Origin of the sequence: Streptomyces sp. NBC_01408 (genome assembly GCF_026340255.1) — a bacterium.
In the GTDB taxonomy this organism is placed as follows: domain Bacteria; phylum Actinomycetota; class Actinomycetes; order Streptomycetales; family Streptomycetaceae; genus Streptomyces.
Map to the genome: position 1 here is coordinate 3,690,969 of NZ_JAPEPJ010000001.1, position 15,716 is coordinate 3,706,684.

Consider the following 15,716-nt stretch of genomic DNA (forward strand, 5'->3'; position numbering starts at 1 on the left):
TGCGGCCGGATTGCGCAGCAATCCCAGCCCGCGCGGCGTTTGAGCGCACGGGCGCGAAGCGCACGTATGGGGGTCCGGGGGCGCAGCCCCCGGTTTCGGGAAGGGGCGGGTGGGGGAACAGCCCCGCAGGGCCAGGCCCCTCACGGCGCGCCCGGGGGGAGGAAGGGGAGCCCGGCCGGGGCTCCGGTCTCGATCAGGCGGAGCAGCGCAGCGGTATCGGCGTGCTCCTCGATCAGGTCGCCGAGCAGGTCCAGTTGCTCCTCCCGCAGGGAGGCGAAGGACGTGTCCGGGGCAGGCACGAACCGGCGACCCGCGGCCGCCGCCACCTCCCGCAGGAACGCGCGGCGGAAGCCGTCCGACTCCAGCGAGCCGTGCCAGTGGGTGCCCCACACCGACCCGACGCGGCAGCCGTCCAGACCGCGTCCGTTGTCATCGGACATGAACGTCTCCCCGCCGAGCACTTCGGCCACGCCGTGGTGGATCTCGTAGCCCTCGACCGGCTCCCCCAGCGCCGAACCCACCGGCCGTGCCAGGGTCTTCTCCCGTTCGAAGCGGACCCGTACGGGGAGGAGTCCGAGGCCGTCGACCTCGCCCGCCCGCGATTCGACCTCGTCCGAGATCCGCTCGCCCAGCAGCTGGAACCCGCCGCAGATGCCCAGCACCGGCCGCCCCTCGGCGGCCCGCCGCGCCAGCGCGTCCGCGAGCCCGCGCTCGCGCAGCCAGGCCAGGGCCTTCACCGTGCCGCGGGTGCCCGGTACGACGACCAGGTCCGCGTCGGCCAGTTCCTCGGCCCGGTCCACGAACCGCACCACGACACCCGGTTCGGCCGCCAGCGCGTCGACGTCCGTGAAGTTGGACATCAGCGGCACCGCGCACACCGCGACCCGCAGCACGTCCTCGCCGACCGGCGGGGCCACCACGGACTCGCGTACGGCGCCCCGCAGGGAGACCCGCAGGCCGTCCTCCTCGTCGATGCCCAGCCCGTGCTGGAAGGGCAGCACCCCGTACGTCGCCCGCCCGGTCAGGCCGCGCAGCATCTCCATGCCCGGCTCCAGCAGCGAGACGTCGCCGCGGAACTTGTTGACCAGGTAGCCGGCGATCAGGGACTGGTCCTCGGGCGACAGCAGCGCCGTGGTCCCGAAGAAGGACGCGAAGACCCCGCCGCGGTCGATGTCGCCGACCACGACCACCGGGAACCGTGCGGCCCGCGCGATGCCCATGTTCACGATGTCGGTCCGGCGCAGGTTGATCTCGGCCGGACTGCCCGCCCCCTCGCAGATCACGGCGTCATACGTGCCCCGCAGCTGCTCCAGACAGTCCGTGACGACGCCCAGCAACTGCTCCTGCCGCCCGCCGTGCAGCGCCTTCCCGGGGGACACGGCGCCTGATGGCGACCGCGTCGCGGCCCCGGCCTCCCCGAAGAACCCCCGGGCGCTCATCTCGCCCACCGGCTTGCCCAGCAGCACCACCTGGCTGCTGCGGTCACTGCCGGGCTTGAGCAGCACCGGGTTCATCAGCGCGGTGGGCTCCACGCGGGCCGCCTGCGCCTGCATCGCCTGGGCGCGCCCGATCTCGGCGCCCTCCCGCGTCACGAACGAGTTCAGCGACATGTTCTGCGCCTTGAAGGGCGCCACCTTCACGCCCTGGCGGGCCAGCCAGCGGCAGATGCCGGCCGTGACCACGCTCTTGCCGGCGTCCGACGTGGTTCCGGCGACGAGCAGTCCGCCGCCGCGCTTCGCGCCGCTCATCCGCGCCGCCCCCTCTTCCTCGTACCGGATACCAGCAGCCTGGCGGCCACACAGGCGCCCAGGGCCAGCCAGGTCACCTGCCGCGACAGCCGTACCGCCCGCTCGATGTCCGCGACCTCCACCGGCCGCCCCGACCCGCCGTTCAGCACGGCCCGGTGCTCGACCCGGCCGCCGTACGCCAGGGTCCCGCCCAGTCTGACGCCGAGGGCCCCGGCGAAGGAGGCCTCCACGGGTCCGGCGTTCGGGCTGGGGTGCTGGGCGGCGTCCGCGCGCCAGGCCCGCAGGGCCCCGCGCCGGTCGGGGCCCGCGGCCACGGCGGCGAGGGCCGTCAGCCGGGCGCCCGGCCAGCCCGCCAGGTCGTCGAGCCGGGCGGAGGCCCAGCCGTAGCGCAGGTAGCGGGGCGACTTGTGGCCGACCATCGCGTCCAGGGTGTTCACGGCGCGGAAGGCCAGCAGCCCGGGGACACCGGCGACGGCGCCCCACACCAGGGCCCCGACCACCGCGTCGGAGGTGTTCTCCGCGACCGACTCCACGACGGCGCGGGCCATCTGCTGCTCGTCCAGGGCCTGCGGATCGCGTCCGCACAGGTGGGGCAGGCGCTCGCGGGCCACTTCGGCGTCCCCGGCGGCGAGGGCTCCGCCGATGGCGCGGGCCTCCCGGCCCAGTGAGGTGCCTCCGACGACGGCCCAGGTGGCGGCGGCGGTCAGGGCGATCCGGGCCGCCGCGGGCCGGGCGCGCACGGCGCGGGCGCCCAGCGCGCCCACGGCGGTGGCGCCCCCGGCGCATATCAGGGTGTGCAGGACGCCCCGGGCGCGGTCGTCGCGCCACAGGGCGCGCTCGACAGCGGAGGCGGCTCGTCCGAAGGCGGCCACGGGGTGCCCTCGGCGCGGATCCCCGAGGATCCGGTCGCCGATCAGGCCCGCCGCGGCGCCGTACGCGAAGACGCGGTCGGCACGCATGGTGGCAGGTATGTCCTCACTCAGGGTCCGCGCCCTGGTTCGACGTGACGGGCGGCGAGAGTTCCTGGCTCCCGGGACGCGCGTGGTGCGTGCTCCCCGGTGACAGTGGCGGGACCGCGCCGGATTCGCACCGGACTTCCTCTCCATGCCGCCGTACTGGCGTGGGCAGTCCACCACGCAGCGCGAATGCCCGTCAACTCGCCGTTGACCTGCGGCGGGGCATACGAAAGCTCCCTCCGGGACAACCCGGAGGGAGCTTTCATGCCGTATGCGCCGCAGGGCGGCGGATCAGGCGACGATCAGGTAGATCCCGTAGCCCACGGCCGCCGTGACGAGCGCGAAGCAGGCGTACGCGCCGCTGCGGGCCAGGGTGGCGGCGCCTCCCTGCTCGGTGGCGGCCTCGTGCTTGGACAGGCCCACCAGGCCCAGGGTGAAGAGGGCCACGAGGGCGACGGTGGCGGAGAGGCTGACTCCGAACACGGAGCCGAGTGCTGCCCAGTCGATCTTCATACCGCTGATTCCTCTGTCGTTCTCGGGGTCAGACCGCCGCGGCCGGAGCCGCAGGCGTCGCGGTCGCGGCCGGGATGGTGGCCTTGAGGGCGTCGTCCGTGACCGCGGCGGTCGTACCGGCGGCGTTCGTACCGGCCGCGGCGACGGTCGGCGGGACGGTGACGGCCGCGATCGCCGTGGTGACGACCCCCGGCTCCCCGGCCTCGGCGGCCGGCACGTCGTTGACGTTGTTGTGGTCGATCACCTGGCGGCGCGAGATGAACCAGATTGCGGCGCAGGAGGCGATCAGGAAGACCGCGACGGCGGCGATGCCGACGTCGCCGGTGCGCATGACCAGTTCGGCGCCCGCCGAGACGAGGGCGGCGGCCGGCAGGGTCAGACCCCAGGCGACGAACATGCGGGTCGCGGTGGACCAGCGGACCACACCGCCCTTGCGGCCCAGGCCCGCACCCATGACCGCGCCGGAGCACGAGTGGGTGGTGGAGAGCGAGAAGCCGAGGTTCGAGGAGGCCAGGATGACCGTGGCGGCCGAGGTCTGGGCGGCGAAGCCCTGCTGCGGCTCCAGGTCGGTCAGGCCCTTGCCCATGGTGCGGATGATGCGCCAGCCGCCCAGGTAGGTACCGAGCGCGATCGCGACACCGGCGGAGAGGATGACCCACACCGGCGGGTTCGCGTCCGGCGCGATCGCGCCGCCCGCGATGAGCGCCAGGGTGATGATGCCCATCGTCTTCTGCGCGTCGTTGGTGCCGTGCGCGAGGGAGACGAGTCCGGCGGAGGCGATCTGACCGGCGCGGTAACCCTTGGCCGAGGTCTTCTCGCCGACCTTGTTGCCGAACTTGTACGTGACCTTCGTGGCCAGCATCGCTGCCAGACCGGCGACGAGCGGGGCCGCGATCGCGGGGATCAGCACCTTGGTGACGAGCGTGTCCCCGTTGACCGCGCCGAGGCCGGCGGAGGCTACCGCGGCACCGATCAGGCCGCCCATCAGGGCGTGCGAGGAGCTGGAGGGCAGTCCGACCAGCCAGGTGACGAGGTTCCAGAGGATCGCGCCGACCAGGGCGGCGAAGATCACCTCTGGCTGGATGCCCTCCTCGTTGACCAGGCCCTTGGAGATCGTCTTGGCGACCTCCACGGACAGGAACGCTCCGACGAGGTTGAGCACGGCGGACATGGCCACCGCCGTCTTGGGCTTGAGGGCGCCGGTCGAGATGGTGGTGGCCATCGCGTTGGCCGTGTCGTGGAAACCGTTCGTGAAGTCGAACACGAGAGCGGTAATGATCACGATCCCGAGGAGAAGCGTTATGTGCTCCATTTACCCAGGCTTCTGTTTGACGTCAGTGGCTCGGCGACCGTAGGCAACCTGGATGAACGGAAGATGAACTGACACGGGCCGATCGGTGTACTCGGCTTCCATGGAATCAGGCCCCTTGTCCTGATTCTGACTTAGATCTGACGATTAATGCACGTCAAAGCCGGGTGAATGAACGACTCCGCCCCGGACCCCCGGTGCGTCGGCCCGCCCTCCGGGGGCGTCGGGTGAGACGGGGATCACTCCGCTCGGGTCCCGGTGCGGAGCGATCGCCTCCGGTGGCCCGCCGGAGCCCGCGCCCCGACACTGGAGCCGTGCGTACCGCCACAGCGACGGCAGCAGCCGTCACCACCGCCCTCCTGGGTGCCGGCGCGGCCGCGGTCGCGGCCGGCCGGTACGCAGCCGACGCCGCCCTGCGGCCCGAGCCGGGCCGCCCCCTGCCTGGCGAACCCCGGCTCAGCGTCCACTCCGCGGCCGACGGCCGGATCGCCCTGACCCGCTCCCTGGGTTCCCTGCGCCCCGGCACCTACGGCCTGACCGCGCCCGGGGTGCACGCCGTCGTGGGCCCCGTACTCACCGACGCCCTGCACGGCCCCGACACCGTCGTGCGGCGCCTCCTCTCCGTCACCCACGGCACCCTCGGGCCCGGCACCCGGGTCAGGCTCACCCCCCAGGTCCACCTCGGCAATCCGCGCACCGCCCTCGGGCTCGACCACGCCGACGTGGACGTCCCCGGGGAGCTCGGCGGCCTGCCCGCCTGGTTCGTACCCGCCGCCCGGGACACCTGGGTCATCACCGTGCACGGGCTCGGCGGCAGCCGCGAGCACCCGATGGTGGTCATGCCCTTCCTGCACCGCCACCAGCTCCCCGTCCTGGACCTCGGCTACCGGGGCGACCTCGGCGCCCCCTCCTCCCCGGACGGCCTCGGCCACCTCGGCGAATCGGAGTGGCGGGACCTGGACGCCGCCATCCGCTACGCCCTGCGCTACGGGGCCCGGCGCGTGATCCTGCACGGCTGGTCCACCGGAGCCACCATGGCCCTGTACGCCGCCGAACGCTCCGCGCTCGCCGGCAAGATCGCCGGGCTGGTGCTGGACTCGCCCGTGCTCGACTGGCACGCCACCCTGCGCGGGCTCGCCGCGGCCCGCCGGACCCCGGCCGCGCTGCTGCCGCTCGCCGTCCGGGCCGCCGAGGGCCGGGCCGGACTGCGCGCCGACCACAGGGCCCCGGGCGCCGACCCGCGGGCCCTGCACATGCCCGTACTGATCTTCCACGGGCCGGACGACGCGCTCGCCCCCTGGGAGCCCTCCCGCCGGCTCGCCGCCGCCCGCCCCGACCTCGTCACCCTGCACACCGTGCGCGAGGCCGGGCACGGCGCGATGTGGAACGCCGACCCGGCCGGATACGAGGAAACCCTGCGCCGCTTCCTCACTCCCCTGATGTGAAGGGCCGTCACATGTGAAGGCCGTGTGCCGGACCAGGGGCAAGCGGGCGGCTTGTCCGGGTCTGTCGTGCCGTCGTCCAGCGGAAACGGCCGGTTCCGTTTGGGCTTTCGGCCAGTGACGGGCGAGACTGCTTCCGTGACGTCCCGAAAGCCTGATGAGCAGTTGGCTCGCGACTCCAGACTCCGCCTCGTCTCCCCGCGTTCCGTCGCCACGGCCCGCAAGGCGGTGACCGACCGGCGCACCCGGACGGCCCCGCGGCCTCCGGCGGGCACGCCCGCCACGGCCGACCTCGCGAACCGGGCCCGCGCCTCGCTGGCCGACGCCGTACGCCTGACCCGCTGGGCCGAGCTCCACCTCGGCGCCGGAGACGGCGGCCGGCCCGCACCGACGGGCGCCCTGCCCGCCGAGGACGTCGAACGGGCCGCCGCGGAACTCCACCTGACGCACGGCCAGATCATGGTCGGCTGGGACCGCGCCCGGCTCGCCGGACTCGTCGAGGTGCACGGCGGGCATGCCCGGCCCGGCTGGCGGCTGCGCGCCTGGGACCGCGACGACGCCGCCGTACTGCGCGGCTGGGTCGCCCTCTTCGACGCCTGGTCGCTGGTCCACCCGGCCCCCGCCGACATCGCCCCCTCGGCCGTCGCCGAGGTGGTCGAGGCCATGCCCCAGCTGCTCTCCCTGCTCCAGCTGTCGGCCGGGCCCGTGACCGTCCCCGACCTGCTCGACCTGCTCGGACAGCGGGTCACCGAACTGCGCGACGAACGGTGCGAGATCCCCTACGACGCGGCGCCGCTGCCCGCGCTCGACGCACCCCCCGTCCCGCTCGCCCGCCTGCTGCGCTGGGCCCTCGGCGGACTCGCCGCCGTGGACGCCGTCACCCTCGGCCCCGCCCAGGCCGCCCTCACCCCGCTGGGCAGCTGGGCCGTCTGGGTCAAGCTGGAGCAGATCTGCGTCGCCGCGCAGAGCACCGCCGGGAACATCGAGCAGTCCGCCGCCGCCATGCTGCACGGCTGCGCCCGGCTCACCCCGGGCCCGGCCCGCGCCGAGTACCGGGCCTGGCTCGCCGCCCGGCCCGTCGGCCACGCCGTCAGCGAGCTGCTGCACGCCGCCCGGGGCGAGGACGCCCTGTTGCGCGGCCTGGCCTTCGAGGCCCTGCGCGTGGTCGGCGCCCCCGCCGAGCCCGAGGTGCGCGCGGCCGTGCGCGAGCCCGCCCTGCGCCCCTACGCCCTGCTCTGGCTCGCCGAGCACGACGGGGTCGACCCCGACGAGGCCCAGGACGTCCTCACCGCCGAGGAGCAGACCTGGCTCTGGGTGGACACCGCCGCAGCCATCGCCGACCACGGCGAGGCCGAGCTGCTGGCCCGCCACCTGGACTCGGCCGTGCGGACCACCGTCCCCCGGCTGCTGGACGAGGTCCGGGCGGTCGGCCACCCGCGCACCGTGCAGGTCCTGGTCGCACTGGCCGCGGCCCACCCCGACCCGGCCCTGGCCAAGGCCGTCCGCCGGGCTGCCTTCCAGGTCCACACCGGGGGCGTCTAGTGCTGTGACCGGAAAGGTCCACCGGGTCGCGCCGCCCGGTACGGCGCCTCGCCGCGTTGTCGGACCGCGCCGGTACGTCCAGTACGAGCCGCGGCCCTCCGCCTTGCGATGCACCGCACCGGACGACGCGACCCGGCAGACCTTTCCGGCCACAGCACTAGGCGAGTAGGTCCGAGGTGGTGCACGGTCCGGAGGTACGGGAGCCCGCACGGTCACCCGTACGGGCTCCCGTACCGCCGGACCCGGTACGGCTCGCGCCCTATACCTGGGGCGCGTACGTTCCGAAGCTCCAGATGTTGCCCTCGGCGTCCCGGGCCATGTAGTCCCGGGAGCCGTAGTCCTGGTCGGTGGGCTCCATCAGGATCTCCGCGCCGTGTTCCGCGGCCCGCCGGTGGTGGGCGTCCACGTCCTCCACGACTACGTACACCCCCGACGGTCCCGCGTCCCCCATGGCCTTGTCGAAGACCCCGCCCGTTCCCTTGCTGCCCAGCATCACCACGCCGTTGCCGTAGGCCAGCTCAGCATGCGCCACGGAGCCGTCCTCACCCTCGTACACGGCGACCTGGCTGAACCCGAAGGCCTCGGTGAGCAGCTTGATCGCCCCCTTCGCATCGCGGTAGACCAGCGTGGGGCAGATGGACGGAACGCCTGCCATGACGATCACTCCCTCTCGTTGTGGTGACCCACGTCACAGCATGGCAGGCGCCACCGGCAGTCAGCGGAAGGTGTTGCACCGGGCCATGTCGCCGGTGCGGTAGCCCTCGTAGAACCACTGCTGGCGCTGCTCGGCCGACCCGTGCGTCCAGGACTCCGGGGTCACCCGGCCCTGGAACTTCTCCTGGATCCGGTCGTCGCCGACCGCGGCCGCCGCGTCCAGCCCGTCCCGGATGTCCTGGTCGGTCAGGCTGGTGATCAGCGGCCGGCCCGTGGACTCGTCCGGGGTCCTCGTCGCGTTGTGCGCCCACACCCCGGCGTAGCAGTCGGCCTGGAGCTCGACCCTGACCGCGTTGCTGTCCGCGCCCTGCCGTCCGTCCTGGGACCGCTGGAGCGTTCCCGTCAGGTTCTGGATGTGGTGCCCGTACTCGTGGGCGACGACGTACGCCTGGGCGAAGGGGCCGCCGCTCGCGCCGAACTTCGTCCGCAGGTCGTCGAAGAAGTCCAGGTCCAGGTAGACCTGCCGGTCGGCGGGGCAGTAGAAGGGGCCCACCGCCGAGGTGGCCGCGCCGCAGGCGGTGTTCACCCGGCCGGTGAAGAAGACCGTCGAAGCCCGGGAGTACGTGCCCGAGCGCCGGGTGAACTCCTGATTCCAGAAGTCCTGGGTGCTGTTCACCACCGCGACCAGCCGGCAGTCCTCCCGGGCGTTCGCGTCCTGCCCGGTCCTGCACGCCTGCTGCACCTGGTTGACGGAGGAGGCGGCCGGGCCCGGCTCCTGGTCCCCGGAGGACAGTCCCAGCTGCTCCGGCCCTACACCGAACAGCAGCCCCATGACCAGCGCGATGAAGCCGATGATGCCGCCGCCGATCGTCGCCCTCCCGCCCGGGACCCGGCTCCCGCGCACGTCCTTGACCTCGGACGTGTCCAGATTGGCGTTGTCGTCGAACTGCATCCCGCACCGCCCTCCGTTCCTGAGGCCAGGGAGCCCGCCGGCCCTGCGGCGAGTATCAGCCCATTCATCCCGGTACGCCCCCTGACCTGCGGATGCGGCCGCTGGGCCGAACGGGGGACACGGGGACAGGGGCCCTGACCCCCGGGCGGCCCGGAAAGTAGTTGCGCACCCCCGGTAGAATGTCTGTCATGGCAAATCTCCTCGCGGATTAGCGGCGTCGAAGCTCGCGTCCTGCCCCCCTTCCGCCGTACCCACCGCCCTGGAGTATTTCCGTGATCACCGCCACCGGCGTCGAGCTGCGCGCCGGCGCCCGCGTCCTCATCGAGTCCGCCTCCTTCCGCATCGCCAAGGGCGACCGCATCGGCCTGGTCGGCCGCAACGGAGCCGGCAAGACCACCCTCACCAAGTGCCTCGCGGGCGAGGGTCAGCCCGCCGCCGGCTCCATCGCCCGCTCGGGCGAGGTCGGCTACCTCCCGCAGGACCCGCGCACCGGCGACCTCGACGTCCTGGCCAGCGACCGCATCCTGTCGGCGCGCGGCCTGGACGTCCTGCTCAAGAAGATGCGGATGAACGAGGAGCGCATCTCCAGCGGCGCCGGCGCCACCCGCGAGAAGGCGCTGCGCCAGTACGAGCGCCAGGAGACCGAGTTCCTCACCAAGGGCGGGTACGCCGCCGAGTCCGAGGCCGCCACTATCTCGGCCGCCCTCGGCCTGCCCGACCGGGTGCTCGGCCAGCCGCTGCACACCCTCTCCGGCGGTCAGCGACGCCGCGTCGAGCTCGCCCGGATCCTCTTCTCGGACGCCGACACCCTGCTCCTCGACGAGCCCACCAACCACCTCGACGCCGACTCGATCGTCTGGCTGCGGGACTACCTGAAGAACTACCGCGGCGGCTTCGTCGTGATCTCCCACGACGTCGACCTGGTCGAGACCGTCGTCAACAAGGTCTTCTACCTGGACGCCAACCGCTCCCAGATCGACGTCTACAACATGGGCTGGAAGCTCTACCAGCAGCAGCGCGAGGCCGACGAGAAGCGCCGCAAGCGCGAGCGCCAGAACGCGGAGAAGAAGGCCGCGGCCCTGAACTCGCAGGCCGACAAGATGCGCGCCAAGGCCACCAAGACCGTCGCCGCGCAGAACATGGCCAAGCGCGCCGACCGGCTGCTGGCCGGCCTGGAGGCCGTCCGCGTCTCCGACAAGGTCGCCAAGCTCCGCTTCCCGGACCCGGCGCCCTGCGGCAAGACCCCGCTGACCGCCGAGGGCCTGTCGAAGTCCTACGGCTCGCTGGAGATCTTCACCGACGTCGACCTGGCCATCGACAAGGGCTCCCGCGTCGTCATCCTCGGCCTCAACGGCGCCGGCAAGACCACGCTGCTGCGCCTGCTGTCGGGCACCGAGAAGCCGGACACGGGCACGGTCGTCCCCGGCCACGGCCTCAAGCTCGGCTACTACGCCCAGGAGCACGAGACCCTGGACCCGGAGCGCACGGTCCTGGAGAACATGCGCTCCTCCGCGCCCGACCTCGACCTGGTCGCCGTACGCAAGACCCTCGGCTCCTTCCTGTTCTCCGGGGGCGACGTGGACAAGCCGGCGGGAGTCCTCTCCGGCGGCGAGAAGACCCGGCTGGCCCTGGCCACGCTGGTCGTCTCCTCGGCGAACGTGCTGCTGCTCGACGAGCCCACGAACAACCTCGACCCGGCCAGCCGCGAAGAGATCCTGGGCGCGCTGCGCACGTACAAGGGCGCCGTCATCCTCGTCACGCACGACGAGGGCGCGGTGGAGGCCCTGGAGCCCGAGCGGATCATCCTGCTGCCGGACGGCGTGGAGGACCTCTGGGGACCGGACTACCGGGACCTCGTGGCGCTCGCCTGACCCGTCCCGGCGGGGTGATCCAGTTCCTTATGGATCATTCGGCTCAGACGTGATCCATCATCTGAGTGAGACGGTCTCGTACCGTTGCACGCTGTACGACGGCCCCGGCCGCGCCCGCGAGGGCGCGCGACCGGGGCCCGTCCGTTTCCGGCGTCCGGCCCCTGACCTGCCGATTCCCTGCGGGGGCGGGGGAGTGTGACGGAGGTCATGCAGCGGAAGAGAAGATTCCGTTCTGCTCGCGCGTCCACCCGTCGGGAAATGCGGTTGCACCGACCTTGCTGAATGGGTGGCCAGGAAGCGTGGGAGGGGTGATCATGAGAAGTCCAGAGCGCACTTCCCATGAGGAGGCACGGGTGGCCGAGACTCTGAAGAAGGGCAGCCGGGTAACCGGCGCCGCGCGCGACAAGCTCGCGGCAGACCTGAAGAAGAAGTACGACTCCGGTGCGAGTATCCGGGCGCTGGCCGAAGAGACCGGCCGGTCCTACGGATTCGTCCACCGGATGCTCAGTGAGTCCGGGGTTTCGTTGCGCGGCCGAGGTGGCGCGACGCGTGGCAAGAAGGCGGCTGCGGCCTGACCCTGGTCCAACCGTTCCAATGGCTTCACCTGTTCCAACGGTTCCTTCGGTGACCCCCGGTCGGCCCTGAGGTCGGCTGGGTGGTTACTGTGCAGTCACTTAAGGCCGAGTCCACGGCCGATTGCACACCGGAGGCATACAGATGGCTCTGCTCGACAAGGACGGCGTACGGCTCACCGTCGACGACACGGTCGCCACGGTGACACTGACCAATCCGGCCAAGCGAAACGCTCAATCCCCTGCGCTCTGGCGGGCTTTGGCGGAGGCCGGAAGGTTGTTGCCGGGCACCGTCCGGGTCGTGGTGCTGCGCGGCGAGGGCAAATCCTTCTCCGCGGGGCTGGACCGGCAGGCATTCACCCCCGAAGGCTTCGAGGGCGAGCCGTCCTTCCTCGACCTGGCGCGCGGTTCGGACGAGCTGCTCGACTCCACCATCGCCGAATACCAGGAGGCATTCACCTGGTGGCGGCGCAATGACATCATCTCCGTCGCCGCCGTGCAGGGGCACGCCATCGGTGCCGGCTTCCAGCTCGCGCTCGCCTGCGACCTGCGCGTGGTCGCGGACGACGTGCAGTTCGCCATGCGCGAGACCAGCCTGGGCCTGGTCCCCGACCTGACCGGCACCCAGCCCCTGACCTCCCTGGTCGGCTACGCCCGCGCGCTGGAGATCTGCGCGACGGGCCGCTTCGTGCACGCCGAGGAGGCCGAGCGCGTCGGCCTCGCCAACCTCGTGGTCCCGGTGGACGAGCTCGACGCCGCCGTCCAGGACCTCACCACCGCGCTGCTGGCTCCGCCGCGGGATGCCGTGACCGAGACCAAGGCACTGCTGCGCGGCGCGGGCTCCCGCCCGTACGACGAGCAGCGCGCCGCCGAGCGCGCGGCCCAGGCGCGCCGTCTGCGCGACCTGGCCGGCCTCTCGGACTGACCTGCGGCCCGCCTTCCTGGGGCTCAGCCCCGGACCCCGCGCCTCAAACGCCGGCGGGGCTGGATTCCGGCTGATGCCGTCTGCCAAATCCAGCCCCGCCGGCGTTTGAGGCGCGGGTCCGGGCGGAGCCCGGGAACCGAACCCATTCCGGCCGACCGGCGTAGTCCCGGGGCGGGGGCGGCCTCGCGCGCTTACCGTGGTGCGGAGTGAGTCCGCACGCGCGAAGGGACAAGCGATGACCGAATCCGCATCGGGCAGCCACGGCAAGGCCCCCGCCGACCGGGGCCGCACGACCATCGCCGACGGGGTGGTCGAGAAGATCGCCGGGCTGGCCGCCCGCGAGGTCGTGGGCGTGCACGCCATGGGCAGCGGCAGCGGCCTCTCCCGTACCTTCGGGGCCGTCCGCGACCGGGTCCCCGGGGCCCAGCGGGCCTCCGTCAGCCGCGGGGTCAAGGCCGAGGTCGGCGAGGTCCAGACCGCCCTCGACCTGGAGATCGTCGTCGAGTACGGCGTGTCGATCCGCGAGGTCGCGCGGGCGGTCCGTGAGAACGTCATCTCGGCCGTGGAGCGGATGACCGGCCTGGAGGTCGTCGAGGTCAACATCGCGGTCAGCGACGTGAAGCTGCCCGACGAGGAGGACGAGGAGCCGGAGTCCCGGCTCCAGTAACCGGGAGGAGCCCGGATGAGCATGGCGGTCGTCGGCCTGTTGGCCGGCATGGCACTGGGGTTCGCCGGGTACTTCGGCGGCTTCGGGGCCTTCCTGCTGGTGGCGGCGCTCGGCGCCGTCGGCTTCGTCGTCGGCCGGGTGCTCGACGGGGACCTGGCACCGGGCGATCTGCTGCGGCCCCGTGACCGGGGCGACCGTGGTGACCGTGGTGACCGCGGCGACCGGCGCCCCCGATGACCACACCACGGGCCACCACACCCCGGTCCACACCGCCCAAGGTGCCCGCCGCCGACCGGGGGGCCACCCGCATCGCCGACCGGGTCGTCGCCAAGATCGCGGCCCAGGCCGCCCGGGAGGCGCTCACCGTCGAGCCGGGCGGGATCCCGCACGCCACCGTCACCGTGCACCACGACATCGCACGCGTACGGATCAGCCTGGAGCTCGCCTACCCCTCCGACCTCGCCGCCCAGTGCGCCGCCGTACGCCGCCAGGTCGCCCTGCGCATCGAGGAGTGCGCGTCCATGACGGTGCCCGAGGTGGACATCGACATCGAGCACCTGCACTCCGGGCCCGCGCGGTCCGCCGTCGGCCGGGACCGGCGGCTGCGGTGACGGCCCCCGGCCCCCCGCCGCCGGCCCGGCGGGCGCACCGGTTCCGCTCCGCCCGGCGGATCCCCGCCGCACTCACCGCCCTCCTCCTGCTGGCGGCGGCGGGCCTCTTCCTCTACGACCTGGCCGCCGTACGGGCCGACCGCCCCGGCATGAGCTGGCGCCGCGAACTCGCCGGGCAACTGGACCGGCACACCCCCGCCGACCTGCCGGTGCTCGTCGGCGGCGGGGTCCTCGCCGCGGCCGGGGCGGTGCTCCTGCTGCTGGCCCTCGCCCCGGGGGTCCGCGGCATCCTGCCCATGCGGACCCCGGACCAGGGCGCGGACCTGCGGGCCGGGCTCGGGCGCAAAGCCGCCGCGCAGGTGCTGCGGGACCGGGCCATGGAGGTGTCGGGGGTGCGGACGGTACGGGTCACCGTGGGCCGGGCCCACGTCCGGGTGCGGGCCACCTCGCACTTCCGCGAGCTCGACGACGTACGGGCCGACCTGGACGCGGTGCTCGCGGTCGGCATCGAGGAACTGGGCCTCGCCCACCCGCCGCGGCCACGCGTACGGGTCAGCCGGGCCGCCGACGCGAAGGGATGACGCGGTGACGGGAACGCTCGGAGCGGTGAACCGGATCCTGCTGGCGCTGGCCGGCCTGGTCCTGCTGGCGGCCGGGCTCTCGGTGCTCACGGCCTCGTGGCCGCTCGGCGGCCGGCACGAACCGCTGCTGACGGCGCAGACCCGGAGCCGGTACTGGCACGCCGACGGCTGGGGCTGGTGGGCCCTGCTCGCCGGGCTCGCCCTGTGCGTACTGCTGGCCCTGTGGTGGCTGCTGTCCCAGCTGAGGCGGCCGAGGCTGGCCGCGGTGCTCGTGGACACCGGGGACGGTGCCTTCGCCCTGCTGCGCGGGCGGGCGCTGGAGGAGGCGGTGGCCGCGGAGGCCGGAGCCCTGGACGGGGTGGCCGGCTGCCGGGTCGCGCTGCGCGGCAAGCGGGGGGCGCCCGCGCTGCGGATCGCGCTGGAGCTGGAACCGTACGCCGTGCCGGCCGACGCCCTGGCCGGGCTGGCGGGCCCGGTCCTGACCCACGCCCGCAGCTCGGCGGGCCTCCCCGGACTCCCCACGGAGGCCCGCCTGCGCGTCGCTTCCCACCGCGCGCAGCGGGTTACCTAGTGCTGTGACCGCAAAGGTTTGCCGGATCGGACGCCGGATCAGAAGCCGTGGCGGAAGCCGCCGTCGACCGGGAGCATGACGCCCGTCAGGTACGAGGCGGCCGGCGAGAGCAGGAAGGCCGCCGCGCGGCCGAACTCCTCCGGCCTGCCGTAGCGTCGCAGCGGGATGCGGGACTCGTTCGCGGCACGGGCGGCGTCCGTGTCGCCGGACAGCGCGTCGAGCTCGCGGACGCGGTCGGTGTCGATGCGGGCCGGCAGCAGGCCCACGACCCGGATCCCGCGCGGGCCGAGGTCCACCGAGAGGGACTTCGCGAAGCCCGCCAGGCCCGGGCGCAGGCCGTTGGAGACGGTCAGGCCCGGGATCGGCTCGTGGACCGAGCCCGAGAGGACGAAGCCGATGACCCCGCCTTCGCCCAGTTCGGCGGCGGCCGCTCGGGCGAGCCGGACCGCGCCCAGGAAGACGGCCTCGAAGGCCGCCGTCCACTGCTCGTCGGTGTTGTCGGCCGCGAGGCCCGGCGGCGGGCCGCCGACGCTGATGAGGATGCCGTCCAGGCGCCCGAACCGTTCGCGGGCCGCAGCGACGAGCCGCCCGGCCGCCGCCGGATCGGCGTTGTCGGCGGCCACCCCGACCGCGTGGGGGCCGAGGGCGGCGGCGGCGTCCGCCGCGCGCTTCTCGTCGCGGCCCGTCACGACGACCTTCGCGCCGTCGGCGGTCAGTTCGCGGGCGGCGGCGAAACCGAGGCCGCGCGTGGCCCCGGTGACGATGTACACACGGTCCTTCAGTCCAAGATCCATGCCGACAC

General features: G+C 73.5%; 17 protein-coding genes and 1 riboswitch. Of the genes, 10 read left to right on the forward strand and 7 right to left on the reverse strand.

What is annotated here, in order from left to right:
• Positions 1-140: 140 nt before the first annotated feature.
• The 4 genes from OG447_RS16805 to OG447_RS16820 all read right to left on the reverse strand — a co-directional run bounded on the left by OG447_RS16805 (position 141) and on the right by OG447_RS16820 (position 4,529).
• Entirely contained in the window at positions 141-1,748 is a 1,608-nt protein-coding gene (locus tag OG447_RS16805) for a cobyric acid synthase (protein ID WP_266937408.1), read from the reverse strand.
• Complete coding sequence (locus OG447_RS16810; protein WP_266937409.1) at positions 1,745-2,707, reverse strand: cobalamin biosynthesis protein; 963 nt, start codon at positions 2,705-2,707, stop codon at positions 1,745-1,747. The genes OG447_RS16805 and OG447_RS16810 overlap by 4 nt, the downstream gene beginning before the upstream one ends.
• Positions 2,708-2,765: 58 nt before the next feature.
• Positions 2,766-2,850: riboswitch (cobalamin riboswitch) on the reverse strand.
• A gap of 145 nt (positions 2,851-2,995) precedes the next feature.
• Positions 2,996-3,217, reverse strand: a complete 222-nt coding sequence (locus tag OG447_RS16815; RefSeq protein WP_266937410.1) for a hypothetical protein — start codon at positions 3,215-3,217, stop codon at positions 2,996-2,998.
• Between the two features lie 28 nt (positions 3,218-3,245).
• On the reverse strand, positions 3,246-4,529 hold the full coding sequence (locus tag OG447_RS16820) for an inorganic phosphate transporter (protein ID WP_266937411.1): 1,284 nt from the start codon (positions 4,527-4,529) through the stop codon (positions 3,246-3,248).
• Between the two features lie 311 nt (positions 4,530-4,840).
• On the opposite strand from OG447_RS16820, the gene OG447_RS16825 reads away from it, so the two are divergent.
• Positions 4,841-5,971: a S9 family peptidase gene (locus OG447_RS16825; RefSeq protein WP_266937412.1), complete on the forward strand. Its 1,131-nt coding sequence runs from the start codon at positions 4,841-4,843 to the stop codon at positions 5,969-5,971.
• A gap of 225 nt (positions 5,972-6,196) precedes the next feature.
• Entirely contained in the window at positions 6,197-7,510 is a 1,314-nt protein-coding gene (locus OG447_RS16830) for a hypothetical protein (RefSeq protein WP_266938909.1), read from the forward strand.
• Positions 7,511-7,769: 259 nt separating this feature from the next.
• Here the strand turns inward: OG447_RS16830 and OG447_RS16835 are convergent, their stop codons facing one another.
• Together OG447_RS16835 and OG447_RS16840 are read right to left on the reverse strand one after the other, a co-directional pair.
• Positions 7,770-8,165: a VOC family protein gene (locus OG447_RS16835; protein WP_266937413.1), complete on the reverse strand. Its 396-nt coding sequence runs from the start codon at positions 8,163-8,165 to the stop codon at positions 7,770-7,772.
• Between the two features lie 60 nt (positions 8,166-8,225).
• Positions 8,226-9,116, reverse strand: a complete 891-nt coding sequence (locus OG447_RS16840; protein ID WP_266937414.1) for a neutral zinc metallopeptidase — start codon at positions 9,114-9,116, stop codon at positions 8,226-8,228.
• A gap of 272 nt (positions 9,117-9,388) precedes the next feature.
• On the opposite strand from OG447_RS16840, the gene OG447_RS16845 reads away from it, so the two are divergent.
• From OG447_RS16845 to amaP, 8 genes are all read left to right on the forward strand, one after another.
• A complete protein-coding gene (locus OG447_RS16845; RefSeq protein ID WP_266937415.1) occupies positions 9,389-10,987 on the forward strand; it encodes an ABC-F family ATP-binding cassette domain-containing protein in 1,599 nt (532 codons plus the stop codon).
• A 353-nt stretch (positions 10,988-11,340) separates the two neighbouring features.
• A complete protein-coding gene (locus tag OG447_RS16850) occupies positions 11,341-11,562 on the forward strand; it encodes a helix-turn-helix domain-containing protein (protein ID WP_266937416.1) in 222 nt (73 codons plus the stop codon).
• 142 nt (positions 11,563-11,704) lie between these two features.
• Positions 11,705-12,484 (forward strand): enoyl-CoA hydratase/isomerase family protein, encoded by a 780-nt coding sequence (locus OG447_RS16855; RefSeq protein WP_266937417.1) that lies wholly within the window; start codon positions 11,705-11,707, stop codon positions 12,482-12,484.
• A 235-nt stretch (positions 12,485-12,719) separates the two neighbouring features.
• Positions 12,720-13,151 (forward strand): Asp23/Gls24 family envelope stress response protein, encoded by a 432-nt coding sequence (locus tag OG447_RS16860; RefSeq protein WP_266937418.1) that lies wholly within the window; start codon positions 12,720-12,722, stop codon positions 13,149-13,151.
• A 15-nt stretch (positions 13,152-13,166) separates the two neighbouring features.
• Positions 13,167-13,388, forward strand: a complete 222-nt coding sequence (locus OG447_RS16865) for a hypothetical protein (RefSeq protein WP_266937419.1) — start codon at positions 13,167-13,169, stop codon at positions 13,386-13,388.
• Positions 13,385-13,762, forward strand: coding sequence for a hypothetical protein (locus OG447_RS16870; RefSeq protein ID WP_266937420.1), 378 nt, complete (start codon positions 13,385-13,387; stop codon positions 13,760-13,762). The genes OG447_RS16865 and OG447_RS16870 overlap by 4 nt, the downstream gene beginning before the upstream one ends.
• Positions 13,759-14,343, forward strand: coding sequence for a DUF6286 domain-containing protein (locus tag OG447_RS16875; RefSeq protein WP_266937421.1), 585 nt, complete (start codon positions 13,759-13,761; stop codon positions 14,341-14,343). Before OG447_RS16870 ends, OG447_RS16875 begins: the two co-directional genes overlap by 4 nt.
• Before the next feature lie 4 nt (positions 14,344-14,347).
• Positions 14,348-14,914: an alkaline shock response membrane anchor protein AmaP gene (gene amaP / locus OG447_RS16880; RefSeq protein WP_266937422.1), complete on the forward strand. Its 567-nt coding sequence runs from the start codon at positions 14,348-14,350 to the stop codon at positions 14,912-14,914.
• Between the two features lie 38 nt (positions 14,915-14,952).
• Here the strand turns inward: amaP and OG447_RS16885 are convergent, their stop codons facing one another.
• On the reverse strand, positions 14,953-15,708 hold the full coding sequence (locus tag OG447_RS16885; RefSeq protein ID WP_266937423.1) for an SDR family oxidoreductase: 756 nt from the start codon (positions 15,706-15,708) through the stop codon (positions 14,953-14,955).
• Between the last annotated feature and the right edge of the window lie 8 nt (positions 15,709-15,716).